Raw genomic sequence first — 23,559 nt, 5'->3', positions numbered from 1 at the left:
GTCTGCCAAGTTGTCTTGAAATAGTCCAAAAAAATCTTTGGAATAGCATTTGACATCTTCCAATCGTACAAGAAAAAAAGCGACTAATGAATTTTAATAATTACACAATTAAAGCACAGGAGGCCCTCCAAAAAGCAACAGAAATAGCTTCAGGAGGAGGGCATCAGGTAATTGAGACAGGCCACCTGCTAAAGGCAATTTTGATGTCGGATGAGAACCTCATCTCATTTTTATTGAAAAAACTGGGTGCCATCAAGCAGATGATCCAAGCGCCTCTTGACGAGGTGGTCAATGGATATCCTCAGGTATCAGGGGGGCAACCATACCTTTCTAATGATGCTGCGAAGGCACTTCAAAAGGCAGAAAAATACCTCAAGGATTTCGGTGACGAGTACGTGGCTGTTGAGCACATCATTCTTGGGATACTAGCAGGATCCGACAAAACAGCACAAATTTTAAAAGATGCAGGCTTTCAAGAGAAACAGCTGATTGCAGCCATTAAGGAATTGCGAGGAGGGGAAAAGGTGACAGACCCGAACGCAGAATCTAAGTACCGCTCACTGGAGCGCTATTCAAAGAACCTAAATGAACTTGCAAAGAAAGGGAAGATCGATCCTGTGATAGGTCGTGATGAAGAGATTAGACGAGTACTTCAGATTTTGGCAAGAAGGACCAAGAATAATCCAATCTTATTAGGTGAACCTGGGGTTGGTAAAACGGCCATTGTAGAAGGTATGGCTCAGCGAATCGTGGATGGTGATGTGCCTGAGAACCTGAAGTCAAAAACCATTATTTCTTTAGACATGGGTCTACTCGTTGCAGGAGCAAAATATAAAGGAGAGTTTGAGGAGCGACTGAAAGCAGTGATCAAAGAGGTGACAGATAGTGACGGTGAGATCATCCTATTCATTGATGAGATACACACGCTCATTGGTGCCGGTGGTGGTGGTGAAGGTGCCATGGATGCGGCAAACCTACTGAAGCCAGCGTTGGCCAGAGGTGAACTGCATGCCATAGGAGCAACAACCCTTCAAGAGTATCAGAAATACATTGAAAAGGACAAAGCGCTGGAGCGAAGATTCCAGGCGATTACAGTCGATGAGCCCAATGTTCAGGATGCAATTTCTATCCTTCGGGGTATAAAAGATAAATATGAAGTACACCACGGCGTACGGGTAAAAGATGATGCGGTAATCGCCGCTGTGGAGCTATCTAATCGATACATCTCCGATCGATTTTTACCGGATAAGGCCATTGACTTAATGGATGAGGCTGCATCCAAGTTGAGAATTGAGATAGACTCTCTTCCGGAGGAATTGGATGAGCTGAATAGACGCATCATGCAGCTGGAGATTGAGCGTGAGGCGATTCGAAGGGAGAAAAACAAGGAGAAAGAAAAGCAGCTCAACAAGGAAATCGCAGATCTGGAGTCTGAAAGAGGGGAACTCAAGGCAAAGTGGGACAATGAAAAGTCCGTGATTCAGGGATTACGTGAGGCAAAGGAAAATATCGAGAACTATAAGCTGGAAGCTGAGCGTGCTGAACGTGCCGGGGAATACGAAAAGGTAGCTGAGATTCGGTATGGGAAGATTGTAGAAGCCGAAAAGAAACTGGCTGATTACCAGGAACAGCTTCATGAGATGCAGGGTGAAAAGTCGCTACTAAAAGAAGAGGTCGACGCGGAGGATATTGCAGAAGTGGTAGCTAAATGGACCGGCATTCCTGTTTCCAAAATGTTACAGAGTGATCGAGAGAAGCTGATCCACCTAGAAGACGAACTTGGTAAGAGAGTCGCAGGGCAGTCCGAAGCGATTCAGGCTGTTTCAGATGCAGTACGAAGAAGTAGAGCTGGATTGCATGATCCGAAAAGACCAATTGGTTCATTTATATTTCTTGGAACCACAGGTGTAGGTAAAACCGAACTGGCTAAAGCACTTGCAGAATATCTCTTTAATGATGAGAATTCCATGGTTCGAATTGATATGTCAGAATATCAGGAACGACATGCGGTTAGTCGCTTGATTGGTGCGCCTCCGGGTTATGTCGGTTATGATGAAGGCGGTCAACTCACAGAGGCTGTCAGGAGAAAACCTTACAGTGTAATCTTACTTGACGAGATTGAGAAAGCGCATCCCGATGTGTTCAATATCCTTCTTCAGGTATTGGATGATGGTAGGCTCACTGACAATAAAGGACGGGTTGCAAACTTTAAGAACACGATCATCATCATGACCACCAACATTGGGTCCAGCCTGATCCAGGAAAACTTTGAGAAGTTGGATGAAAAGAATCCGGAACCCGTAATTGAAGAGACGAAGAATCAGGTTTTCGAGCTTCTGAAAAAGTCTGTTCGACCTGAATTTCTAAACCGGGTGGATGAGACGATCATGTTCCGTCCGCTGAGCAAAGATGACTTGCAGAAGATCGTAGGCATTCAGTTCAGGCTCATTCAAAAGCGACTGGAAGAGAATGGAATCAAAATTGAGGCGGATGAGCAGGTGCTTGCACACCTTGGCAAGGTTGGATTTGATCCTCAGTTTGGAGCCAGACCGTTGAAGCGAGTACTGCAACGGGAGATTTTGAACGAACTGTCCAAGGAAATTCTGGCGGGTAACATTACTAAAGATTCCGTAATCGGCGTGACGTTATCCGATCAGGGAGCTGTAGAGTTTTTGAACCTGGATAAGGTAGCAATTGAATAATGGTTTGCACCTCAATACCAACATCTCCCTCTTTTGGAGCGGTTCGACGTTTCGAGGGTGGGGAGAGGACATTGAAAATATATTGATGTGAAAACCATTTGGGAGATTATAAAGCGAATTTTGTGGGTGGCGATCATCGGAACGATGATCGCTTTTCACAATACCTACAATCAGGAGTTTAAGTCTCTGGATGATGTTAGGCAAGAGATCGTAGAAGAAGATGAAGAAGAATAAGACCGGCATATAGCCGGTTTTATCATTTTTAGAACAATTTATACTGCGGTGGCACAATCCCATTCATCCGTAAATAGACGGCTGCCTGGCCCCTGTGATGAGAAATGTGTTCGTGCGCTTTTTGAACCCATGCTAATCGAGTAATCTTAAAAGGCCCTCTTTCCACAATTTCACCGAAGGTGCTTTCATCCATATTTTTGATGGATGCTATTGCAAAATCAAAGCTTTCCGTGACCATCCTTTTCACCTCCTCCTTCGATTGTAGTTTGGGGTCTTTTTCCAGATTAGCATTGGCATAGATTCTATCTGCGCCAGTACCATTGCTCACCAGCCCGATGGTGCCCTGTGAGGCATGAAGAAACTGTTCGGCAAAGGTTCTTATCCCTTCAGTAGGTCTGTCATCAAATTTGTCTGCCGGCATAGCTTCCACGTATTCAAGAGACAGTGCTTTGGCACGCTCATAATCGGCAACTAAGGTTTCGGTACTCGTTTGCGCAAAGCAAAAGGTCGTCATTGACATGAGGATTAGACTTACATACTTTTTCATTGGTGCTTACTTTAGTTTCTTGTTAAACGCCAAAGAACCTAATTACCCTCAAACCTTTACATAAAAGGTCGCCTACTCCAGTTTGATGGTGTATATTTTACCGTCGTAACACCCAAAAACGACCTGATTCCCAGCCAGTTCGGGAGAAGATAAAGTGGTCATTGGAGTGTCATATTTGTCCACTTCCTTTCCGGTCATTCTATCTATGAGATAAAGGACACCACTTGCGGCCGGGTTGTACCCACTCCCGCATGAATATATGACCCAATCATTGGTCACTATTGGTTTTGTATAAATGTTTTTGTTTCCGTTGTTGTGAGCCCATATAGGATTACCCCAACGTGTACCAAAAGCATACATTGTGAAATTGTCGGACCCACCCATATAAAGCGTGTCATTGTAAATCACCGGATCGCCAATAATCCATCCACCATTCTTATCCGTGTATGTCCAGTCTTTTTCTCCGGTAGAAGCTTCCAGCACATTCAGCATATGATTTCGAGCACCGAAGTACAACAGGCCTTTGTGAATAAGGAATTCAGAAACAATGCCTCCAAACGTACCGTAAGGCTTTTCACCGCGATAGGTCTTTTTCTTCCACATCAGCTCCTTGTCAGCCAAAGAATAGCAGTAAACCACCCCATTCCAACCACCGAAGTAGAGTTTTCCGTCCTCAACCAGCGGAGATGAACGTATCGGAGAATTATCCTCAGTTTGATATTCAACCTCGACTTCCCCACTTTTAGCATCAAGTCCATAGACCTTCCCATTTCCGCAACCAATGTAAATTGTTTCTTGGTGCACAAAAGCCGTTGATCTTTTGTCGTCGTATGGATCTATTTTAAATGGAAACTCCTTTCCATCGTATTTGAAAACAAAAGGCTTCATGGCTGTATCAAACCTCCAGACTTCCTTCCCGCTTTTGGCATTGACCAGGTAGAATACATTGGCAGACTCAAAGAATACATTACCGTCCACCCATGTTGCTTTTGCCTGAATGTTTCCTCCAGTCTCGATTTTCCATTGCTCCACACCAGTAAGACTAACAGCGTAGAAATCGCCTCGTTCATTTCCAACAAATACAGTTTCACCCTGTATGAGTGGCGAGGCTATAATTCGATCAGAGGTTTGAAAGCTCCAGTCTAAATTGAGTGACTGAGCCAAGCTGGATGTGATTAGAATTAATCCAAAAATCTGTGTCATTAGTAGTTTCATGATTAGTCCATTTTTATTTTATCATCAACATAGTAAGCACTCGATTTTGATCGGCCTAAAAACTTTTTCAAAACCTTAGTAAATCCTTTGCAGTATTATCTTGAAGGAATTTTGAGAGAAAGAGAGTACATATCGTTGTGCAAAAAGCAGATAGAACAAAAGCTAAATTTCAGTTCCGCACCTATGGAGCGGGATTTTGAATATCTGCATGAGATCATATTGGAGAAGACCCGAACGGATTTGAGTACATCTACGCTCAGAAGAATCTGGTCCGACAAATATCAATCGATACCTCAAACCAAAACACTGGATGCATTAGCACAATTTTTAGACCACTCCGGATGGCATGCATTTAAGCATTCATTGCCAAACAATAAAAAGCACCTTTATAAACTAACTTCAAGATCAGTGCTCTATTCGCTAGGGTTGCTTTTAATTGTTTCTACAATCATATTTTTAACCTCGACTGATAAGGCAGTAGGTGAGGTAATTCTGAAGCCACAAGTTTTAGTGCATGAAGGGGTGCCGGCCACCATAGGCTTTAATTATGTTGTACCATATCCTGAAGTTGAGATAGAGCTATCCTGGAATCCGTATGAGCGAGTAGTGCTGGACATGGAAAACAACTTCTATACCGGCACCTATTATTACCCGGATTATCACAAAGCAAAATTGCTATATCAGGATCAGGTTCTGGCCCAGCAAGCTGTTCATGTTACCACTCAAGGCTGGCATGCATTGCTGATGGATTCAGGAATGGATACCCAACCACAATATGTTGATAAAAGCGATTTTCTTAATTCATCCGGACTAGGAATCACCAGGCAAACGGTTGAAAAATTAGCAGTAGATGCTACAGAGATTTACCCTGTTTTCACTTTATCCAACACCTCTTTGGAAATGCTTTCTGGAGATGATTTTTCATTGAATGCAAGAGTAGCCATGGCTCCAGCATCGGAGAGCACCCTCTGTCTTATGTATGAAGTATTGGTCAAAGGAAGCTACGGAAATATGCGAATCCCGGTAACACAAAAAGGATGCTATGGCATTGCTACACTTGTATGCGCAGAAAAAAGCTTTTCAGGAAAGGCCAATGACCTGTCTGATTTAACTGCAGATGTTACTACGAATCACAATGTGAAAATCACCAGTCGGGATAGAAAATTACAGTTGCAGGTGGGCGACAATCAAACGGTTGAGCTAGATTATGAACAGGCAATCGGTCAGCTGAAGGTGATCAAATTTATTTTTAATGGATTGCCAGTAGTAAGTGAACTTGAACTCAGAGACAATAAGAATAGCAAAGTTAAGATGGATTGCCTTTATCCTTTCTAAGAATAAATTCTCACAGTCATGGAACGATAATCGAAAAAATTCCTTTAGATTTATTTACTCAAACACCCGTAACAAATACGTCATGACTGCAGAAGAAATCCAATCCCAAATCGAAGAATTAGAGTCTCAGCTAACTGGTGACATGTTTTCAGATATGGAGATCAAAGACAAGATCCATAATTTGAAGATGAAGCAAAATGGAACTCGTCCCATGAACTCCGAGATTGAATGTGTAGGGTGCGGTAGTTGATCGAATATATTTCCCCGACCACCTGTCCGTACGTATATATAGTTAGGATTATTAAGTAAATCTTAACTATGCGCAAGTACTATTACATATTTCGCGCTACCGTTGCATTTCTTTCAATAGCACTATTCATAAGCACGTGTGCATAAATCTTGATGAACAAACGGAAGCTATCTTGATGTTAGGCTGTCTATAATTAAAAGACGACCTATATGAAGTTTTTCGTTGCGACTATCCTACTGATTTTTTCTTTTTTAAAGTCTCCAGCACAGGAAGACTCCACATACGATCATATTGCAAGTTTTGGAGAGCATGGTCACAATAGTTTTGCAGTGGTTCGCAAAGAAAACCGGTATGGACTGATAAACCGCCGGGGCGAAGAGGTGCTTCCTGTTGAATACGAAAAAATTTATTCATTTGGTCAATCGGGACTGAACTGGGCCAAGATCCAAAAAGACGGCAGATATGGCTATGTAGATCGAGGTGGTGCGATGGTAGTCAAGCCGGTATATGATCGCATTTATTCTTTTGGGGACAAAAGCGTAAACTGGGCTTTGGTCCTTCAAAATGGACTGTATGGATTCATTGATCGGTCGGGAGCGGAGATCGTTCCGTGTGTTTATAGCGACATCAACGCTTTTGGGTCTTATGGAATATCCTGGGCAAGGGTGCAAAAAGATGGATTATACGGATTCCTGGATCGATCAGGGAAAGAAATTGTGCCAACGGCATATACCCGAATCGGGAGCTTTGGATCCATTGGTACGGATTGGGCTAAGGTGGAGAAGAATGGCCTGGAGGGATTTATTGACCGTAGTGGTAAAGAAATAATCACGCCGAAGTATACCTCTGTCTCCTCGTTTGGGACAATTGCCAGCCACTGGGCGCGAGTGGAAAGAAATGGATTGTACGGATTAATTGATCGGTCGGGAAAAGAGGTGGTTTCACCAATATACGAGCGTATCTACAACTTTGGAAGCAAGGGAGCATCACACCTGGCCATGGTAAGAAAGAATGGACTGTATGGTTTCATTGATAAAACCGGAAAAGAGGTCGTTCCGCCTGTCTACGATCGCATCAGCTATTTTGATCGGGAAAACTCCAACTGGGCACTAGTGGAAAAGGAAGGCAAGTTTGGATTTATTGATAAAGCAGGCAAAATAGTAGTACCGGTAGCGATGGCAGACCTGAGCGGTAGCTTTCATGAATTGAGTGATCATTTTAGCTCCAGAGGCACACATATAAGAAATATAGGAACGGTTAAGAAATACTGGGTCAGTGATTTTGTGGGAAAATACGCCTTGATAAAAAGCAAAAAGAGCTGGAAACTAGGAGTAATCGATAAAGAGTTTGAGGTGGTGGTGCCTGTTGAATATCAGAAAATCATGGTGGACGAGGCAGGAAATATCCATGTATGGAAATAAAAAAAGGCGCCACAGGCGCCTAACGATTTCATGAACCAGCACTTATTTGAAAGCTTGAGAAAAAAGAGTTTTCATTTCCGCCCAGCTGGCACTATCTGCCTCAGCATTGTAGGCCAGAGGCATCTCAAATTTCGCAGCAATTGAGTCTGCCGCTTTGCTGGTAAAGCTATGCACAGCTCCTTCATAATTGATGAATTTGTAATCCGCTCCAGCAGCATCCATCGCCGCTTTGAAATCTTCGATTTGTTGCTCAGGCACAAACTGGTCGTCTGCTCCATTAGCAACAAGCACCTTTGCCTTTACGGAACCAGAGTCAGGCATTACAGGTAAGCCTAATCCTCCATGGAATGAAGCAACCGCATCCAGATCATACCCTGAATTAGCCATACTGAGCACAACCGATCCGCCAAAACAGTAACCAATTGCTCCGATTTTCTCATTATCTACGTTCGGGTGATTTTTTAATGTTTCCAGTGCAGCGTCAAAACGAGCTTTTGCTTCATCGAAGTTGCCCATAACCATTCCCGCAAACTGCCCGGCCTCATCCGGGTGTGCGGCTTGTTTACCATCTCCGTACATATCCACAGCAAGCGCAACATAGCCCAGATCTGCAAGCATATCCGCCCTTTGTCTGGAGTACTCATTGTGGCCCCACCATTCATGCACCACCAAAATTCCCGGACGCTTTGATGAGTCGTTGACATCCATGGCCATATAGCCAATCATTTCAGTAGAATCTGTGGCATAAGATGTGACTTTCCCGATCACCTTAACTGGCACCTCTTCTGGAGTGTCACTATCAGATTCCTTTTCTGTGCTGGTACATGAAAACATGAATGCACCCAACACTAATCCATAAAGCAGTTTGAATTTCATCTTTTTAGGTTTTTAAGTTTTAGTATAAAGGTAAACAGGAAACAGCGATGCACTGTTCCGACAGCAGACTTAAATGGGTTATTCTTTGATTCTTAGTTCGTCTGAAAGTTCGTTCGTGTCCGTGTCTTTTCGAACAAACCCGTGGGAGAGAAGTAACTCTTTGCAATGGTTAATTCCATCCACCAGGCCATCACCGATCTGTTTTCTTTTCAGACCATCTGTTATGAACGAGACCACCTGTTCCCAGTCCTCTTTTTTCACCTTCGCATTGATGCCTTCGTCACCAATCACAAGAACCACATGTTCAAGCCTGCTGATGTAAATAAGTATGCCTACTCGCTCCTGGGTATCATATACTTTCTCATTAAGAAAGGCCTCTTTTGCACGGAGTGAGATCATTTCCATTGCACGTTCCTCAGAGACAAAAACCCGGGTGAGAATAGGGAAAATAATAGGTAAAAAATAGCCAATGATCATCAGCGCAAGAATCACAATAAATGCCTCAAGGTATGAAATTGCTGGTAGCATCCAGGTATACGAAAGCATTGCGATTATAGCCAACCCCCCGATTCCTAAAATGGCGGACAGATGCCAGGAGACTTCTGAGTAATCATCGCTTTTCCGGGTAAAGAAAGGCACTATTTCACCGCACGATTCCTTCTCGAGCGCTTCGACAGCCTCTTTTACCAGATGCTTTTCCTCTCTTGTAAATATGTATTTTTTCATTTGTCTAAACTTTTACCATCCTCCGGAAGCACCACCGCCACCAAAACCTCCGCCACCTCCGGAGAAACCGCCACCACTAAAGCCACCTCCTCCGCCCCAGCCGGAAGAACCACCTACGTATCCGCCATAATATCCACCACCTCTTCGGCCACCACCTGATCCTTTTCCATTCAGGATAACAGCGGCTAAAAGTGATGCAAATAATGCTGCTCCAAGGCTTACTAATATCCACACTATTAGAAACACAATCGGGATCACAATTAAATTACTTTTCATATTCCCGATTTTCTTACTTAATAAAGCTTTAACAATGAAAATTGTGAATATCAGGATGACGATTCCCAAGAATAGACCGAATGAATAACTTTCTTCCTTTTGTCTGCTTCTTGTCGAAGTAACCTGCGGCAAGTCCTCTCCATTGATCAAACCGATAATAGCTTCAATCCCTTCTTCCATGCCGAGGTAATAATCACCATCGCGAAAATGAGGCACAATGATGTTATTTATAATCCGCTTGGCATATGCATCAGGTATGGCTCCCTCCAGTCCGTATCCCACCTCTATTCTTAGTTTACGATCATTTTTTGCAACGATCAAAAGGACTCCATCATCTACATCCTCCCTTCCCAGTTTCCATCGATCTACAACACGAATGGCAAATTGCTCGATGGTTTCTGGCTTAGTACTATTTATCGTTAGAATCGCAAGTTGACTACCCTTTCTTTCCTCAAGCTCTTTAAGCTGGCTGGTTAAAAATGCTTCTTCAGATTCTGTGAGAATATTTGCCAGGTCTGTTACTCGTTCTTTAAGTGATGGAACCTCCTGTTGATCTTGTGCTCTCAAATGGGTGACCACCACCACTGAGACAAGTAGAATGACTATTGATTTTAGGTATGATTTCATATCTTCGATGAAAATAAGAAATAAAGATGAATAAGCGAGTAATTACCATACTGATCATTGTGGTCGTTGTTTTTCTTGGGTACAATTTCTTCGCCGGGAAATATAATAGCATGGTGACCATGGATGAGGAAGTAAACACCGAATGGGCAAATGTGGAAACGCAATATCAGCGGAGATATGACCTTATTCCAAATCTGGTGAATACCGTCAAAGGATTTGCCGACCAAGAGCGGGAAGTACTTACCCAGGTTACAGAGGCAAGAGCAAAAGCCTCCAGCATTCAAATTGACCCTTCTAACCTCAATCAAGAGGCACTTCAGAATTTTGCGAATGCTCAGGGTCAGTTAAACTCTGCATTATCAAGATTATTGGTCACAGTAGAGCGGTACCCCGATTTAAAATCCAATCAAAATTTCCTTGAACTACAGGCACAATTGGAAGGAACGGAGAATCGAATTTCAGTGGCACGTACTCGCTACAATGAGAAGACCAAAGCATACAATACATACATAAGGAAGTTTCCAAATACGATGCTAGCCGGAATGTTTGGCTTTGAAAGGAAGCCACTGTATGAAGCAGCAGAGGGGGCGGAAACTGCCCCTACGGTGCAGTTTTGATTTCAATTCAAAAAATCATTGATGTGCTTGACCAGATCTTCGAAGACTTCTTTTCTGGGGAGAAGGTCATCACTATTGGCCCCAGCGATAGGTCTGGCTACTGTCTGATGAGATTCCTGAAGGTATTGCTCACATAGTTTCAGGTCTTTCAAGATGGGATTGTTTTGGTCAATGGAGCAGGCGTGCCTGAATTCGTTCAGGTAAATATCATACCATTTGTACACGCTACTGAAAGAAACCAACGAAGTGAAGAACAGCTCAAGTACTTCATCTCTTCCCGCTCTTAGTTTCAGTCGGGCTTCCTCAAACGTTTCTTCCTGAAGTGCCCAAAGCTTAAAAATTTTCTCAGAAAGATCTTTTTCTGCAGTGTAAAGCACATCGGTACGATAAAGCGAAGAAATGACTAATGATGATCCATCACCCAAACTTTGGATCAACGATTTAAAGTGCTGTGCCGTTTTATCTCTGAAGTAGAATGACGGAGCTTCCTTTCCTTGTATGTGAATGTAGCGAAGCATTATTCATTGCTGTGCTTACTTCAATATACGTATTAATTCAGTCTTTCCTCTTAGGACGATTGAAGAAAAAAAGGGCCCGATTCAATCGGACCCCTAGCTGATTCTTACTCCATATCGAATCTGTCTGCGTTCATCACCTTGGTCCAGGCTGCAATGAAATCGCGAACAAATTTTTCTTTATTGTCATCTTGTGCATACAGCTCTGCATATCCTCTTAAGATGGAATTAGACCCAAAAACCAGGTCGGCTCGCGTCGCTGTGTAGACGACCTCTCCTGTTTTTCTGTTTTTACCTTCGTATAGGTTCTCCCCTTTCGGTTGCCATTTGAAAGACATGTCTGTCAGGTTGACGAAGAAGTCATTGGTTAGCGCCCCCACATTGTCAGTGAACACACCGTGTTTTGTGCCGCCGTAATTGGCTCCAATCACACGCATACCTCCTACCAACACGGTCATTTCCGGAGCAGTCAGCCCCAGCAGTTGCGCATGATCCAGCATCATTTCCTCTGCTGTAGATGCGTAAGTTTTCTTTTGATAATTTCTAAATCCATCAGCTACACGCTCAAGAGGCTCAAATGCCTCAATGTCTGTCATCTCCTGAGTCGCATCACCTCTACCCGGAGCAAAGGGGACAGCCACATCAAATCCAGCAGCTTTTGCAGCTTTTTCAACGCCAACGCTACCTGCTAATATGATTGCGTCAGCTACACTTGCATTGAACTCTTTTGCAATAGGCTCAAGCTTGGAAAGCACTTTAGATAATCGATCAGGTTCGTTCCCTTCCCAATCTTTTTGCGGTGCTAGCCTGATATGTGCTCCATTGGCTCCTCCTCTCATATCTGACCCTCTGAACGTCCTGGCACTATCCCACGCGGTAGCTACCATATCTGCAATGGAAATCCCTGCATCAGCGATCTTCGCTTTCATGCCATCTACATCATACGAGGTATTTCCGGGCTCGATAGGATCCTGCCATATCAAATCTTCCTTAGGCACTTCCGGACCAATGTATCGGGTCTTTGGACCCATATCTCTATGAGTAAGTTTGAACCATGCTTTGGCAAAAGTCTTAGAGAAATATTCCTGATCATCTTTGAACTTAAGCGAAATCTCACGATAAACTGGATCCTCACGCATTGCCATATCAGCGTCAGTCATCATCGGCATGGTTTTAACTGATGGATCTTCCACATCTACAGGCATATCTTCTTCCTTGATGTCTTTTGGCATCCATTGGTAAGCCCCCGCCGGACTTTTCTTCAGTTCCCATTCATGCTCAAAAAGCATTTTGAAATATCCATTATCCCACTTGGTAGGCTCTGATGTCCATGCACCTTCCAGCCCACTGGTCACCGAGTGTCTTCCCACACCAACATTTTGATCGTTTCTCCAGCCAAACCCTTGCTCTTCGAGTGCGGCACCTTCCGGTTCTGGCCCAAGCTTACCGGCATCTCCATTTCCATGAGCTTTACCCACCGTATGTCCACCAGCTGTCAGTGCGACCGTCTCTTCATCGTTCATAGCCATTCTTTTGAATGTCTCTCTTACCTGAGCAGCAGTTTTTAATGGGTCGGGCTTTCCGTTCACCCCTTCCGGGTTTACATAAATAAGGCCCATATGCACAGCAGCTAATGGATTTTCCAAGGTAGACGGATCTTCCAGATTTGCGTATCGCTCCTCACTTGGTGCCAGGAATTCTTTTTCAGCTCCCCAGTAAATGTCTTTTTCGGGATGCCAAATGTCGGGCCTCCCAAAAGAGAACCCATACATTTCTAAGCCCATGGTTTCATAAGCCGCATTTCCTGCGAGGATAAAAAGATCCGCCCAACTGATTTTATTGCCATATTTCTTTTTGATAGGCCAAAGCAATCGTCTGGCTTTATCCAGGCTGGCATTGTCCGGCCATGAGTTTAGTGGAGAAAAACGTTGGTTCCCTGTTCCAGCCCCACCTCTGCCGTCTGAGATTCGGTAGGTCCCTGCAGCATGCCACGCCATTCTGATCATGAATCCTCCGTAGTGACCCCAGTCGGCTGGCCACCAATCCTGGCTGTCAGTCATCAAAGCATGCATGTCCTTTTTAACTGCATCAAAGTCTAATTCTTTGACTGCATCCCTATAATTGAAATCTTCGTCGTATGGATTCGTTTTAGCGTCGTGCTGACTAAGGATGTCCAGATTAAGTGAGTTTGGCCACCAATGTTTATCGGTAGTACCGGTGGAAGTATTGCCTCCATGAAAGGGACATTTACTTATTCCATTGCCATTTGCTGATGCGTTCATATTCATTTTTAGATAAGGTTTAAATACTTTAACTAACTTAAATCTACTATTTAGATTATTTATAAAATTTATATGTCCATAAGCACAACCTATATAAAAATATTGGGTGGATTACTGATTTTTTTCCTTTCACTCAATGCGTTTTCACAGTCGAAGAAGAAATTTAAAACCAAATATGACCGAGATGATTTGGAGCTGGTGCCACCAGCCCCTGATTATAATCAGATGAAATATTGGATAGCTCATCCGGATGTTCAGGATATGGCTGATGAGGTACCCGGAAAAGGTGAGCTTAAAGAATATCAGGACAATGCTGAAGTGGATGTTTTTTTTATCTACCCTACTATTTATTCTAAAAAACAGGAGAAAGACCATCCATGGTTTGCTGATGTGAATGACGAAAAGCTCAACAAAGAAATTGCAAAATCTACCATAAGGAATCAGGCAAGTGTTTTTAATGCTTCAGCAAAAGTTTATTCGCCTATTTATAGGCAGGCACATATTGGAGTGTATTACAATGATAATCTACCACTAAAAGTGGAGGCACTGGATTTTGCTTATACAGATGTCAAACGTGCATTTGAATATTACCTGGAAAACTGGAATAATGGACGACCCATCATTATTGCCTCCCATAGCCAGGGAACCAATCATGCGGTAAAACTCCTTCGGGACTTTTTTGAGAGTCGGCCTTTAATGGAAAAGCTTGTTGCGGCATATATCATAGGAATGCCGTTGGATAAAGGCACCTTCTCATACATCTCTCCATGTGATGATCCAAAGGAAACGGGCTGTTGGTTAACATGGAATACCTATATCAGGGATTATTATCCACCTCAACATGAGTTTTGGTATGGGGATGCGCTGAACGTAAATCCATTGAGCTGGACTACTGATACTACCTATGTCTCATGGGGAGCTAATCGAGGAGGGGTGCTTAGAAATTTCAAAAAAATCAGGCCGGGCCTGTCAGATGCTCAAAATATGGATGGTATGTTATGGGTAAATAAGCCAAGGTATTTTTGGAAATTTCTCATCAACTGGAAGCGATACCATATTGTAGACTACAACCTGTTTTATATGAATATTAGAGAGAATGTAGCCGAACGTGTGGAGACATACCTGGAAGAAAATAAGCCAGATTAGCCTTCTTTGAATTTTTCTTTATCCTCATATTCTTCCAGAAAGTCCGGAAGTAATGCCATCATTCGTTGGTGTATGTCGAACAAGGTGGCGCTTGCGAGATAATCAACTGAGAAGTCGCAGTAATCCATGAAGCTAGTAAGTTTATCGCCTTCCAATTTGGTGTTCTTAGCGACCCATTCACGTGTAAATTTTTGATAAGCTTTAGATGTAATATGCTGACGTTTCCTGATCTGCTGCATTTTACGCTTCTCCTTTTCCTTTTTGCTAAAGGAATGGTGGAGAGCAGAAACAGGATGGAAAAAGACAAATACCGGATTTAAGTATTCATTTTTTTCAAGCTGAGGATAAGGATCCATGACCACCTTTGGAACCCCGAAAATTTGAAATGATGTGTCTTCAACTTCCATTTTTATGAGCTCCTCTTTGAAGCGTTCATACTCGGGAAATTCACCCACTACTACTTCTTCAAGATATATGGTATTTACGGGAAGAAGGAACTCAATTTCCTCTTCATTGAACCAGGTTGAGTCTGCAATCCATGCTAACGTTTTGTGTCCAACGCTGGAAAAAACAAGTGTATCACCAATCTGTGCCGGCATTTTGAATTTACCTTCCTCATTGGTGGAGGTGAGCTGGCCTGCGTCTATGTTGCGAACGTGGACGCCAATCATTTCCTCACTGCTCAGGCTGTCTCGCACCACACCATAGACATAGTCTCGCTGCGCACTTGCAGCACCTAGTATGAGTAGAAACGATATGGTCAGGACCGTTTTCATCCGTCAAATATCCATTTTAATTGCGCACAAATTTTTGATTTAGGATTATTTAACATTTTATGCAAAAGCAGGTTAACAAATCATGGTTCAAATCAAAAAGCATTCCGGCATCTATACATTAACAGTAATGCAGCAGCTGCCGATAAAGTTGTCTGAGGCATGGGACTTTTTTTCTTCTCCGGAAAACCTTGAAAAGATCACTCCCAATCACATGGGATTTGAAATTACCTCTGGAGAGACTGGCCGAATGTATGCAGGACAGATCATCAGCTATCGAGTGGCTCCTATTCCAGGCATTAAGACCAACTGGGTTACAGAGATTACTCATGTGGATGAAGAGAAATTTTTTGTGGATGAGCAGCGATTTGGGCCTTATAGCATGTGGCATCATGAACATCATTTTGATGAGAATAAAAATGGTGTTCTCATGACCGATAAGGTCACCTATAAAATCCCTTTCGGATTTCTAGGAGCTATTGCGCAAGCACTTTTTGTGAGAAAACAACTAAAAGGGATTTTTGAATATCGTGTGAAAGTGTTGGAGCTAATGTTTGGAAAGGGATAGTTAGGGTGAGTTATCTTTCTACAATGAAAAACCTCATTAAGCTGGAGGAGCTGGCCATGTTCCTCCTCTCTATTTACCTTTTTAGTTTGCTCGATTTTGCCTGGTGGGTATTCCTGCTGCTGATACTAACCCCTGATATTGGTATGCTAGGTTATTTGATAAATCCTAAAGTAGGAGCATTTACTTACAATTTGTTCCATCATAAGGGTATTGCCCTGTTGATATTAGTTTTTGGGTGGGTGGCAATCTCTGAAGAAATATTGTTAACAGGAATTATCCTTTTCGGTCACGCTAGCATGGACCGTATTTTCGGATATGGGTTAAAGTTTAGTGATAACTTTAAACATACGCACCTTGGAAATTTATAATCATGGCAAAAGCACCGTTCCCCACTAATGACATGGCATTAACCACCATCCTGGTGGTTTCGAATATGACCAGGTCAAAAAAATTCTACCAAAAAGTATTGGGCGCAGAAATTTTTCGTGAATATGGCGGAGATTCATGTGTATTGAAGTTTTTGGACAATTGGATCTTGCTCGTTACCTCAGGAGGAGAAACGATCGATAAACCTAACACGCAATTTGTGCCGCCAAAAAATTCAAACCTTGTGAGTCACTCCTTTACCATTCGCGTCAAGGACTGCATGGGGTGCTATGAAACTTTAAAAGAGAGAGGAGCAAATTTCCTAACACCTCCAGTGAATTGGGGTCAGGAGATTCGTGCCTTTTTCAAAGACCCTGATGGTCACCTTTTTAAGATCAGCGAGGCGTGATTTCAATCATCATTCCGACATTAAATGAAGCACGATACGTGCGTAAAACCGTGTTGCATTTGTTGAATGTGGCGACTGATAAATCTAATCTTGAGGTCATTATTGTAGATGCAGGTAGTACGGATGGGACTGGACAAACAGTAAATGATTTGCCAGTCCAGCTTTATGAAATGCCTGAGTTTGCTTTAAAAAAACATGCAAGTCTGAATTACGGTGCAGAAAAGGCTAAAGGTGAAATGCTTTTGTTTTTAGATGCCGATACCCTGTTGCCCAAAGGGTTTGACAAAATGATCTTGTCCGCTTTCAAGAGACCAAAAATTATAGGCGGGGCGTTTGAATTTGCCTTTGATCGGCCGGATTGGAAATTGTGGATTATATCTGTTGGCAACCGGATTCGTTATCGATTTGGTAAGGTCTTTTATGGTGACCAGGCGGTGTTCTTAAGAAAAAAACCCTTCGATGATGTTGGTGGTGTTCCAAATGAGCCACTGATGGAAACTGCATTCTTATGCCGGCGACTCAGTAAAGTTGGAAAGCTAGCTCTGCTTCGCCCAGGTATTCGCACTTCTCCGCGAAGATTCCAGGAGCATGGATTTTTTAAGGTGCTCTGGTTTGACCTCAATATGTTCATTCGTTTTAATTTAGGGATTCCGGTTTCTCCCTATGCCGAGAAATACTGGAGTAAAAACCTAACTGATTAGATGGACCAGCAACCCCTCGTATCTATTATTATGGCGGCCAAAGATACCGCTCCCTACCTTCCAAAATGTCTGGACTCCATTCTACGGCAGACTTACAAAAAATGGGAGTTGATAGCAGTTAATGATCATTCTTCTGATCGAACACCGGATATTATGAAATGGTACGCGGAAAAAGACGACCGCATTAAAATCGTACATAGTCGACGGGAGAAATTGATTCCTGCATTGAAAGAGGGTTATTCACAGGCAAAAGGTGAGTTGATTAACCGTATGGATTCGGATGATTTCATGCCGGATGATAAGCTGGAGGTGTTAGTAAACGAGTGGCTGAAATATGGAAAAGGTCACATCATCGCTGGAGGAACAGAGCATTTTGTTGATAAGGGGGAAGTAGGAGACGGCTTTCGAAGATATGAGCAATGGCTTAATGAGGTGGCAAAAGAAGAAAAACATTATCAGGAAATCTATCAGGAGTGTGTGATTCCATCTCATTGTTGGATCATCCATAAAGAAGATTTCGATCAGGTCAATGCATTCAATCCGGAAGTTTATCCGGAGGATTATGATTTATGTTTCCGCTTTTACAAGAACCGGCTAAAAGTGCATGGTGTTGACAAGGTGCTTCATTATTGGAGAGACCGATCGGATAGAATTTCGAGAACCTGGGAAGAATACAAAGACAACCGATACTTTGATTTAAAGCTGAAATACTTCTATCAGATTGACAGAGATCGGGATCGTCCGCTGGTTTTATGGGGAGCTGGTAGAAACGGGAAAGATCTGGCCAAGCTTCTTTTGGAAGAGGAAGACACCTTTCACTGGGTATGCGATAACAAGCGAAAAGTAGGGAAGGATGTTTATGGAATTACCATCCAACATCAGGACAGCATTCCTGATTTTGATCATCCTCAGATTTTAATTGTCGTTACGTCACCAGAAGAAAAAGTAGAAATACGAAAGCAGCTTACAAAATGGGGTAAAAAACCCGTTGAAGATTTTTGGTTCTTTGCCTGATGAAGCATCAGACTTACATCCTTCCAATCATAGTCGTTGCACAATTCATGTGTACCTCGCTTTGGTTTGCTGGTAATGCAGTGATGCCAGACCTTTTGATGAAATTAAATCTGCAGCAATCTGATCTGGGTTACGTCACGAGTGCGGTTCAGTTTGGATTTATTGTCGGAACATTGACGTACGCAGTGTTCACCATTGTCGATCGGTTTCCTCCTTCCCAAGTGTTTTTCTTCAGCGCACTATTGGGTGCTACATGTAATATGTTCATTGTATTGGAGGTGTCGTTTTCTGAAGTCCTCGTCTCTCGTTTTTTAACTGGCTTCTTCCTGGCGGGCATCTATCCTGTTGGGATGAAAATAGCAGCGGACTATTTTGAAAAAGGGCTGGGGAAAGCATTGAGCTTTCTGGTTGGTGCTCTGGTTTTGGGCACAGCGCTCCCTCATCTATTGGCCAGTTTAGAACTGTCATACTCCTGGACGGGAGTGATCTATTCCACCTCCGGGCTGGCTGTTTTTGGTGGCCTATTGATTTTGCTTTTTGTTCCGAACGGACCTTACCGAAAACAAGGACCTAAACTGAAGTTAAAGGCGGCTATGAAAGTCTTTGAAAATCGACCATTTAAAGCAGCGGCTTTTGGTTATTTCGGGCATATGTGGGAGCTATACGCTTTCTGGGCATTTGTCCCGGCGATGATGGTTTACTATAATGAGCTTAATGATGTTAATACGAATATTTCTCTGCTTTCCTTTTTGATTATCGGAGGTGGAGCTATATCATGTATTGTTGGAGGATACCTATCAGAAATATTTGGTGAGAAAAGGGTAGCTGCCACTTCTCTAGCAATTTCGGGAATTTGTTGCCTTTTAAGTCCATTCCTGTTTTTTGCTCATAAATCAATTTTTATTGGATTTCTTTTGGTGTGGGGACTTGCAGTTATTGCAGACTCGCCACTCTTTTCTTCTCTAGTGGCACAGAATGCTAAACCTGAGCTAAAAGGAACCGCCTTGACGATTGTCACATGTATGGGGTTTGCTATTACAATCGTGAGCATACAATTATTGAGCTGGCTTGTTGGATCAGCTCCAACGTATGCGACCTGGGTACTTGTAATAGGTCCAATCTTCGGATTTTTTAGCTTAAGAGGTGCTACTTCCGCTTCATCTTAAAAACCTCCGTCCACTGCTTATCTCCATTTCTAAGGTCTAACCGGATTTCCATTTCAGTATCAGATTTTCGTTCGAAAATCAACCCTTTCAGGACAATCATGTTTTCTTTAAACTCAATTGCTTTGAAGTGGACAAAATCTTCCTTTGTTTCCCAGCCGGTCATATCCGGATTGAAATGTTTTAAACGCAGGCCAGTGGAGTCCATCACCATGAATTCATAAAAATTGAGTGTTCCGTCTCCTTTGTGATGACGGTAGGTACCCATCATCGTACCCTCTGACGAGGGTGCAGACCAAACCTCTTCGGAGGTGCCACCAAAACCATCCCCAATCCAGTTTCCGGCAAGCCAGGCATACGGAACACTTGCTTCCTGTGCAACGCAGAGCAAATGACCGAATAAGAACAATAGGACTAATTGCTTTTTCATGATTTAATATTTGTGAGTTGACGAAACAACCAAGGTAGTATGGACACTAATTCTTCAATTTTTTTACTCGCTCAGGCTCATGGGCAATCCAGGTTTTAAGTAAACCATTCATCATGGCAATGAATTTTTTTGATTGATGTTCATTATTCATTGGATCTCGTAGGAAATTCTTCAAATCGTCTAAAGCGGACAATTTTCCTAGTTCCTCATTGCTCATCATCCAGGAGCCCATTGACCAATCAGAGAAGACACGCTCCTCAGTAAACCCCTGAATCCACACGGTTACCATCTGATGTCTTGGGTCTTTTTTGATATTTTCCATCAATAACGTAACCTCTTTTTCTCCTCCTTCGAGATACTGAAGATACTTGTTTTCAATTCCGAGCAGCATGCCGGTTATTCCCTTGGCTTTATTGTTAGACATGGACGTCAATGTGATTTCCTCCAAGGTGTGAGGGGTGATTGGCCCTCGTGGTGTGCTGGTATAAATCAAATAGAAAACCATCGGCCTTCAGCGATATGCGCATTAACAAGTTACTGAATTATTGATCTAAAATAAACACTGAGCCTTTACTGGAGTTTAAATGCAGTGAATCGATCCCGCATACACCAGGTTCTTTATGATGCCTTTTTGTCTGAAAGGATAAAGCAAAAAGGAGAGCGTTGGATTGTTTTCGCTTCCATCATTAGCTTTCTCATTCACGTTGTTTTGATTCTGCTGGTGGATGTTGGAATCCTTGAAGTGAAAGGTAGCCCTCCGTTGCTCAAGGATCCGATCGCTGCGATTTACACCCCTTTCTCTTTCATATTGATCTACGAAGTATACTTGCTGGTATACCATATTCCTAAATCAACTTCTTATTACATAATCAAGCAATACGAAATTATTACGTTGATTGTAATACGGGCTCTTTTTAAAGACCTTTCACTGCTGGACTTTTCGGCCAATTGGTTTCAAGACAGAGGAGACCTGCAGTTTACCTATGACCTAATCACGACACTCATTCTTTTCTTTCTGATTTATCAGTTTCATAAGCTGAACAGAAAAAAGTTCACAACAGATAAAGCTCCTGTCTCTTCAGAGGTTCAAAAGTTGATTTCGAGAAAGGAAATCATGGCTATTGTGCTGGTACCTGTTTTTCTCCTAATGGCTAGTTACAGCCTGGGGGTATGGGTATTGGATGGTCTTGCAAACACCTCATCAGAATCGACATTCACCATCGATATCAACAACATCTTTTTTGATGAATTCTTTACCGTTTTGATTTTAACAGATGTTTTGCTTCTTCTGATTTCATTGTTTCATACCGACCGATTCAGTAGCGTGATTAGAAACTCGGGTTTTATCGTCTCTACCATACTGCTCAGGCTTTCTTTTAGTAGCGAGGGACTCCTGAGAAATGCTTTAATAATAACTGCTGTGCTTTTTGGTGTGCTGATTCTATTGATTTATAACCAGTATCAAAAACTTAGTGATCACTCTTGAGTCGCTTTGCTCTTTCCGGCTCGTGAGAAATCCAGGTCTGCAGCAGATTGCTCATCATTGATATAAACTTTTTTGATTGTAGGCTATTATTTACTGGATCGTCTAAATATGCCTTTAGGTCTTTCAAACCTGAAAGTTCGATCAGCTCTTTGTTAGTGAGCATCCATGACCCCATGGACCATTCAGTAAAAACCCGTTCGTTTGAGTATCCCTGAACCCTGATTGTGACATTCGTGTGCCTGGAATCTCCTTTAATCATATCAAAAAGCTTTCGCACCTGCATCTCTTCACCTTCCAAAAACTGAAAATACTTATCCTCAACGTTCAGCAACATACCTGTAATATTCTGTTGTGAGTTCCATTTAATAGATTCCTGGGTGATATCATTGAGTACTTCGGGGGTCACATTCCCGTTTGGTGTACTTGTGTATATAATGTAATAGATCATCAAAAAATGCTTTTCATAAAGTAAGTAAATATGATGCAGACACTAATCAATACCGGAGAATAAATCTACTTTTCAGATATTTAACCAATGAAAGCGCTCATACGTTTTTTTGTTTTTCTTGGAGTGGTCTATTTGATCATCACAGGTGTTATTTCCCTCATCAATGAATCGGTAGAGGACCCTGTATTTTGTCAGGATGCCTTTGAAGTCATCAATTCAGGGGAGCACCGTATGCATGAAAGGAGTTGGGATTTTGCAGACTACTCAAAGTCTTTCTGTGCCAGTTATATATCGGTGGAGTCCGTCAGTCTGGCGACTGGTCGAGCAAGAAATGAAATCCTATATAGCATGGATTATTCCTATGAGAATTTCTGGGGCTCGGTCTACGAACAGCTTGTTAGAGATAGTAACATTGGATTTTTGGTAGATTCACTTAAAGAAATTTCCATACAGGAATCGCTCAATCGGATAGAGTTGGCAGAGCTGGTCGTGACCTTCGTTCAGGATATACCATACAGCTATGTAAGAGCTGAAGACTGCTCAGAGACGAATAATAAAGGAAAACCATGCATTGGAAATATTGCTCTGGGAATTCTCTCTCCTTATGAATTCATTCATTCACTTTATGGTGATTGTGATACTCGAGCGGTGCTCATTTTTGCAATTCTAAATGAAATGGGGTTTGACCCAATGATTGTAATAAGTGATGAATACGCACATGCAATGTTGGCATTAAATATTCCAGCGTCCGGAGATTATTTGAAGCATGAAGGAAAAAAATATTATTTCTGGGAAACGACAGGGAAAGGGTGGCCACTGGGCATGCTGCCTCCAAATTCCAACAATATCAATTATTGGAAAATTGCTTTGGTGAACGACGATCAACCGACCATTTGAATTAAGTAACTTTGAAGAATCATGAATCCAAACCTGGCCATATTAGCACTCATTGAGATCGTTTCAGCCATCACAATTGGCATCTTTATCCTGGCGCTTACCTATAAAATTGTGCAATGGGTGGGGCGGAAATATTATGACATTAAAGACTACAATTTATCGTACAGCATATTTGTATCAGCGATCATTATTTCTGTTGGTATTATGCTTAGTGGGATCGTTCAGCCGTTGATTTCATCATTCAGGCTGCTCAATCAAAGTTCAAATAGTTTCATGCTGGCCTTCGAGTATATTTCCATTGGGGCCGTTTACATTGCGATCGCCTATGCCGCCACCATCTTAATTGGGCTGATCAGCACTTTTCTCTACAGCAAGTTGACTCCTATCAGTGAGTTTGAAGAAATCAGAAATAACAATGTGGGTGTCTCCCTCATCATTAGCAGCATACTCATCACACTCACCCTCCTAACTAAGAATGGAGTGATACTTCTAATAGAGTCGATAGTACCATACCCGGAACTGCCGCCGATTTAAA

Annotated in this window: 27 protein-coding genes; 16 read left to right on the top strand and 11 right to left on the bottom strand. The window is 42.5% G+C overall.

The window, feature by feature from the left end; genetic code table 11:
• The first annotated feature begins 86 nt into the window (after positions 1–86).
• Together clpB and ACP14Y_RS08855 are read left to right on the top strand one after the other, a co-directional pair.
• Entirely contained in the window at positions 87–2,702 is a 2,616-nt protein-coding gene (gene clpB / locus ACP14Y_RS08860; protein WP_424962603.1) for an ATP-dependent chaperone ClpB, read from the top strand.
• Between the two features lie 87 nt (positions 2,703–2,789).
• Positions 2,790–2,936 (top strand): hypothetical protein, encoded by a 147-nt coding sequence (locus ACP14Y_RS08855; protein WP_424962602.1) that lies wholly within the window; start codon positions 2,790–2,792, stop codon positions 2,934–2,936.
• A 28-nt stretch (positions 2,937–2,964) separates the two neighbouring features.
• On the opposite strand, the gene ACP14Y_RS08850 is transcribed toward ACP14Y_RS08855, so the two are convergent.
• Both ACP14Y_RS08850 and ACP14Y_RS08845 read right to left on the bottom strand, forming a co-directional pair.
• Positions 2,965–3,483: a DinB family protein gene (locus ACP14Y_RS08850; protein ID WP_424962601.1), complete on the bottom strand. Its 519-nt coding sequence runs from the start codon at positions 3,481–3,483 to the stop codon at positions 2,965–2,967.
• Between the two features lie 72 nt (positions 3,484–3,555).
• On the bottom strand, positions 3,556–4,698 hold the full coding sequence (locus tag ACP14Y_RS08845) for a PQQ-binding-like beta-propeller repeat protein (protein ID WP_424962600.1): 1,143 nt from the start codon (positions 4,696–4,698) through the stop codon (positions 3,556–3,558).
• A 183-nt stretch (positions 4,699–4,881) separates the two neighbouring features.
• Here ACP14Y_RS08845 and ACP14Y_RS08840 point away from each other — a divergent pair, with 183 nt between their 5' ends.
• The 3 genes from ACP14Y_RS08840 to ACP14Y_RS08830 all read left to right on the top strand — a co-directional run bounded on the left by ACP14Y_RS08840 (position 4,882) and on the right by ACP14Y_RS08830 (position 7,704).
• Positions 4,882–6,033: a hypothetical protein gene (locus tag ACP14Y_RS08840; RefSeq protein WP_424962599.1), complete on the top strand. Its 1,152-nt coding sequence runs from the start codon at positions 4,882–4,884 to the stop codon at positions 6,031–6,033.
• 82 nt (positions 6,034–6,115) lie between these two features.
• Positions 6,116–6,283, top strand: coding sequence for a hypothetical protein (locus ACP14Y_RS08835; RefSeq protein WP_349566315.1), 168 nt, complete (start codon positions 6,116–6,118; stop codon positions 6,281–6,283).
• Between the two features lie 209 nt (positions 6,284–6,492).
• Positions 6,493–7,704, top strand: a complete 1,212-nt coding sequence (locus tag ACP14Y_RS08830) for a WG repeat-containing protein (protein ID WP_424962598.1) — start codon at positions 6,493–6,495, stop codon at positions 7,702–7,704.
• Positions 7,705–7,746: 42 nt separating this feature from the next.
• Here ACP14Y_RS08830 and ACP14Y_RS08825 read toward each other — a convergent pair whose 3' ends face one another.
• The 3 genes from ACP14Y_RS08825 to ACP14Y_RS08815 form a co-directional block, all read right to left on the bottom strand.
• A complete protein-coding gene (locus tag ACP14Y_RS08825) occupies positions 7,747–8,580 on the bottom strand; it encodes a dienelactone hydrolase family protein (RefSeq protein WP_424962597.1) in 834 nt (277 codons plus the stop codon).
• 78 nt (positions 8,581–8,658) lie between these two features.
• On the bottom strand, positions 8,659–9,306 hold the full coding sequence (locus ACP14Y_RS08820) for a TPM domain-containing protein (protein ID WP_424962596.1): 648 nt from the start codon (positions 9,304–9,306) through the stop codon (positions 8,659–8,661).
• Between the two features lie 12 nt (positions 9,307–9,318).
• A complete protein-coding gene (locus tag ACP14Y_RS08815; RefSeq protein WP_424962595.1) occupies positions 9,319–10,209 on the bottom strand; it encodes a TPM domain-containing protein in 891 nt (296 codons plus the stop codon).
• Between the two features lie 26 nt (positions 10,210–10,235).
• Here ACP14Y_RS08815 and ACP14Y_RS08810 point away from each other — a divergent pair, with 26 nt between their 5' ends.
• Positions 10,236–10,826 carry a LemA family protein gene (locus ACP14Y_RS08810; RefSeq protein WP_424962594.1) on the top strand — a complete coding sequence of 197 codons (591 nt, stop codon included), beginning with the start codon at positions 10,236–10,238 and terminating at the stop codon, positions 10,824–10,826.
• Positions 10,827–10,828: 2 nt separating this feature from the next.
• Here ACP14Y_RS08810 and ACP14Y_RS08805 read toward each other — a convergent pair whose 3' ends face one another.
• Both ACP14Y_RS08805 and katG read right to left on the bottom strand, forming a co-directional pair.
• Positions 10,829–11,344 carry a hypothetical protein gene (locus tag ACP14Y_RS08805; protein WP_424962593.1) on the bottom strand — a complete coding sequence of 172 codons (516 nt, stop codon included), beginning with the start codon at positions 11,342–11,344 and terminating at the stop codon, positions 10,829–10,831.
• Between the two features lie 104 nt (positions 11,345–11,448).
• Positions 11,449–13,623: a catalase/peroxidase HPI gene (gene katG, locus ACP14Y_RS08800; protein ID WP_424962592.1), complete on the bottom strand. Its 2,175-nt coding sequence runs from the start codon at positions 13,621–13,623 to the stop codon at positions 11,449–11,451.
• Positions 13,624–13,695: 72 nt separating this feature from the next.
• Here katG and ACP14Y_RS08795 point away from each other — a divergent pair, with 72 nt between their 5' ends.
• Positions 13,696–14,769 carry a DUF3089 domain-containing protein gene (locus tag ACP14Y_RS08795; RefSeq protein WP_424962591.1) on the top strand — a complete coding sequence of 358 codons (1,074 nt, stop codon included), beginning with the start codon at positions 13,696–13,698 and terminating at the stop codon, positions 14,767–14,769.
• Here the strand turns inward: ACP14Y_RS08795 and ACP14Y_RS08790 are convergent.
• Positions 14,766–15,545, bottom strand: a complete 780-nt coding sequence (locus tag ACP14Y_RS08790) for a carboxypeptidase-like regulatory domain-containing protein (RefSeq protein WP_424962590.1) — start codon at positions 15,543–15,545, stop codon at positions 14,766–14,768. The genes ACP14Y_RS08795 and ACP14Y_RS08790 overlap by 4 nt on opposite strands.
• An 82-nt stretch (positions 15,546–15,627) precedes the next feature.
• Between ACP14Y_RS08790 and ACP14Y_RS08785 the strand changes: the two genes are divergently transcribed.
• Genes ACP14Y_RS08785 through ACP14Y_RS08760 form a run of 6 tightly spaced genes read left to right on the top strand, consistent with a single transcriptional unit; the run spans position 15,628 to position 19,766 of the window.
• The gene (locus ACP14Y_RS08785) at positions 15,628–16,110 is read left to right on the top strand and encodes an SRPBCC family protein (protein ID WP_424962589.1); all 483 of its coding nucleotides are present in this window, start codon (positions 15,628–15,630) and stop codon (positions 16,108–16,110) included.
• Between the two features lie 23 nt (positions 16,111–16,133).
• Positions 16,134–16,478, top strand: a complete 345-nt coding sequence (locus tag ACP14Y_RS08780; RefSeq protein WP_424962588.1) for a DUF4260 domain-containing protein — start codon at positions 16,134–16,136, stop codon at positions 16,476–16,478.
• A gap of 2 nt (positions 16,479–16,480) precedes the next feature.
• Positions 16,481–16,885, top strand: a complete 405-nt coding sequence (locus tag ACP14Y_RS08775) for a VOC family protein (RefSeq protein ID WP_424962587.1) — start codon at positions 16,481–16,483, stop codon at positions 16,883–16,885.
• Positions 16,882–17,586 (top strand): TIGR04283 family arsenosugar biosynthesis glycosyltransferase, encoded by a 705-nt coding sequence (locus ACP14Y_RS08770; RefSeq protein WP_424962586.1) that lies wholly within the window; start codon positions 16,882–16,884, stop codon positions 17,584–17,586. The genes ACP14Y_RS08775 and ACP14Y_RS08770 overlap by 4 nt, the downstream gene beginning before the upstream one ends.
• Complete coding sequence (locus ACP14Y_RS08765) at positions 17,587–18,600, top strand: glycosyltransferase family 2 protein (RefSeq protein WP_424962585.1); 1,014 nt, start codon at positions 17,587–17,589, stop codon at positions 18,598–18,600. It abuts the gene before it with no gap.
• On the top strand, positions 18,600–19,766 hold the full coding sequence (locus tag ACP14Y_RS08760) for an MFS transporter (protein ID WP_424962584.1): 1,167 nt from the start codon (positions 18,600–18,602) through the stop codon (positions 19,764–19,766). The genes ACP14Y_RS08765 and ACP14Y_RS08760 overlap by 1 nt, the downstream gene beginning before the upstream one ends.
• On the opposite strand, the gene ACP14Y_RS08755 is transcribed toward ACP14Y_RS08760, so the two are convergent.
• Together ACP14Y_RS08755 and ACP14Y_RS08750 are read right to left on the bottom strand one after the other, a co-directional pair.
• Positions 19,747–20,193, bottom strand: a complete 447-nt coding sequence (locus ACP14Y_RS08755) for a DUF6265 family protein (RefSeq protein ID WP_424962583.1) — start codon at positions 20,191–20,193, stop codon at positions 19,747–19,749. The two genes, ACP14Y_RS08760 and ACP14Y_RS08755, sit on opposite strands and share 20 nt — an antisense overlap.
• A 46-nt stretch (positions 20,194–20,239) precedes the next feature.
• Positions 20,240–20,698, bottom strand: coding sequence for a BLUF domain-containing protein (locus ACP14Y_RS08750; RefSeq protein WP_424962582.1), 459 nt, complete (start codon positions 20,696–20,698; stop codon positions 20,240–20,242).
• Between the two features lie 84 nt (positions 20,699–20,782).
• Here ACP14Y_RS08750 and ACP14Y_RS08745 point away from each other — a divergent pair, with 84 nt between their 5' ends.
• Positions 20,783–21,679 (top strand): hypothetical protein, encoded by an 897-nt coding sequence (locus tag ACP14Y_RS08745; protein WP_424962581.1) that lies wholly within the window; start codon positions 20,783–20,785, stop codon positions 21,677–21,679.
• On the opposite strand, the gene ACP14Y_RS08740 is transcribed toward ACP14Y_RS08745, so the two are convergent.
• Positions 21,663–22,127: a BLUF domain-containing protein gene (locus ACP14Y_RS08740; RefSeq protein WP_424962580.1), complete on the bottom strand. Its 465-nt coding sequence runs from the start codon at positions 22,125–22,127 to the stop codon at positions 21,663–21,665. The genes ACP14Y_RS08745 and ACP14Y_RS08740 overlap by 17 nt on opposite strands.
• A gap of 87 nt (positions 22,128–22,214) precedes the next feature.
• On the opposite strand from ACP14Y_RS08740, the gene ACP14Y_RS08735 reads away from it, so the two are divergent.
• The gene (locus ACP14Y_RS08735) at positions 22,215–23,024 is read left to right on the top strand and encodes a transglutaminase-like domain-containing protein (protein WP_424962579.1); all 810 of its coding nucleotides are present in this window, start codon (positions 22,215–22,217) and stop codon (positions 23,022–23,024) included.
• A 21-nt stretch (positions 23,025–23,045) separates the two neighbouring features.
• The gene (locus ACP14Y_RS08730) at positions 23,046–23,558 is read left to right on the top strand and encodes a DUF350 domain-containing protein (RefSeq protein ID WP_424962578.1); all 513 of its coding nucleotides are present in this window, start codon (positions 23,046–23,048) and stop codon (positions 23,556–23,558) included.
• Position 23,559 lies beyond the last annotated feature (1 nt).

The sequence above is a fragment of the Ekhidna sp. genome (assembly GCF_965247405.1).
Classification (GTDB): domain Bacteria; phylum Bacteroidota; class Bacteroidia; order Cytophagales; family Cyclobacteriaceae; genus Ekhidna.
This window is presented reverse-complemented; position numbering and strand designations above follow the sequence as displayed.

Excerpts from the sequence above, each read along its gene's own strand:
- katG (WP_424962592.1), bottom strand. The coding sequence starts at position 13,623 with ATGAACGCATCAGCAAATGGCAATGGAATAAGTAAATGTCCCTTTCAT.
- ACP14Y_RS08830 (WP_424962598.1), top strand. The coding sequence starts at position 6,493 with ATGAAGTTTTTCGTTGCGACTATCCTACTGATTTTTTCTTTTTTAAAG.
- ACP14Y_RS08765 (WP_424962585.1), top strand. The coding sequence starts at position 17,587 with ATGGACCAGCAACCCCTCGTATCTATTATTATGGCGGCCAAAGATACC.
- ACP14Y_RS08805 (WP_424962593.1), bottom strand. The coding sequence starts at position 11,344 with ATGCTTCGCTACATTCACATACAAGGAAAGGAAGCTCCGTCATTCTAC.
- ACP14Y_RS08840 (WP_424962599.1), top strand. The coding sequence starts at position 4,882 with ATGGAGCGGGATTTTGAATATCTGCATGAGATCATATTGGAGAAGACC.
- ACP14Y_RS08775 (WP_424962587.1), top strand. The coding sequence starts at position 16,481 with ATGGCAAAAGCACCGTTCCCCACTAATGACATGGCATTAACCACCATC.
- ACP14Y_RS08740 (WP_424962580.1), bottom strand. The coding sequence starts at position 22,127 with ATGATCTATTACATTATATACACAAGTACACCAAACGGGAATGTGACC.
- ACP14Y_RS08820 (WP_424962596.1), bottom strand. The coding sequence starts at position 9,306 with ATGAAAAAATACATATTTACAAGAGAGGAAAAGCATCTGGTAAAAGAG.
- ACP14Y_RS08815 (WP_424962595.1), bottom strand. The coding sequence starts at position 10,209 with ATGAAATCATACCTAAAATCAATAGTCATTCTACTTGTCTCAGTGGTG.
- ACP14Y_RS08810 (WP_424962594.1), top strand. The coding sequence starts at position 10,236 with ATGAATAAGCGAGTAATTACCATACTGATCATTGTGGTCGTTGTTTTT.
- ACP14Y_RS08780 (WP_424962588.1), top strand. The coding sequence starts at position 16,134 with ATGAAAAACCTCATTAAGCTGGAGGAGCTGGCCATGTTCCTCCTCTCT.
- ACP14Y_RS08730 (WP_424962578.1), top strand. The coding sequence starts at position 23,046 with ATGAATCCAAACCTGGCCATATTAGCACTCATTGAGATCGTTTCAGCC.
- ACP14Y_RS08850 (WP_424962601.1), bottom strand. The coding sequence starts at position 3,483 with ATGAAAAAGTATGTAAGTCTAATCCTCATGTCAATGACGACCTTTTGC.
- ACP14Y_RS08835 (WP_349566315.1), top strand. The coding sequence starts at position 6,116 with ATGACTGCAGAAGAAATCCAATCCCAAATCGAAGAATTAGAGTCTCAG.
- ACP14Y_RS08845 (WP_424962600.1), bottom strand. The coding sequence starts at position 4,698 with ATGAAACTACTAATGACACAGATTTTTGGATTAATTCTAATCACATCC.
- ACP14Y_RS08785 (WP_424962589.1), top strand. The coding sequence starts at position 15,628 with ATGGTTCAAATCAAAAAGCATTCCGGCATCTATACATTAACAGTAATG.
- ACP14Y_RS08750 (WP_424962582.1), bottom strand. The coding sequence starts at position 20,698 with ATGGTTTTCTATTTGATTTATACCAGCACACCACGAGGGCCAATCACC.
- ACP14Y_RS08755 (WP_424962583.1), bottom strand. The coding sequence starts at position 20,193 with ATGAAAAAGCAATTAGTCCTATTGTTCTTATTCGGTCATTTGCTCTGC.
- ACP14Y_RS08735 (WP_424962579.1), top strand. The coding sequence starts at position 22,215 with ATGAAAGCGCTCATACGTTTTTTTGTTTTTCTTGGAGTGGTCTATTTG.
- clpB (WP_424962603.1), top strand. The coding sequence starts at position 87 with ATGAATTTTAATAATTACACAATTAAAGCACAGGAGGCCCTCCAAAAA.
- ACP14Y_RS08790 (WP_424962590.1), bottom strand. The coding sequence starts at position 15,545 with ATGAAAACGGTCCTGACCATATCGTTTCTACTCATACTAGGTGCTGCA.
- ACP14Y_RS08760 (WP_424962584.1), top strand. The coding sequence starts at position 18,600 with ATGAAGCATCAGACTTACATCCTTCCAATCATAGTCGTTGCACAATTC.
- ACP14Y_RS08795 (WP_424962591.1), top strand. The coding sequence starts at position 13,696 with ATGTCCATAAGCACAACCTATATAAAAATATTGGGTGGATTACTGATT.
- ACP14Y_RS08825 (WP_424962597.1), bottom strand. The coding sequence starts at position 8,580 with ATGAAATTCAAACTGCTTTATGGATTAGTGTTGGGTGCATTCATGTTT.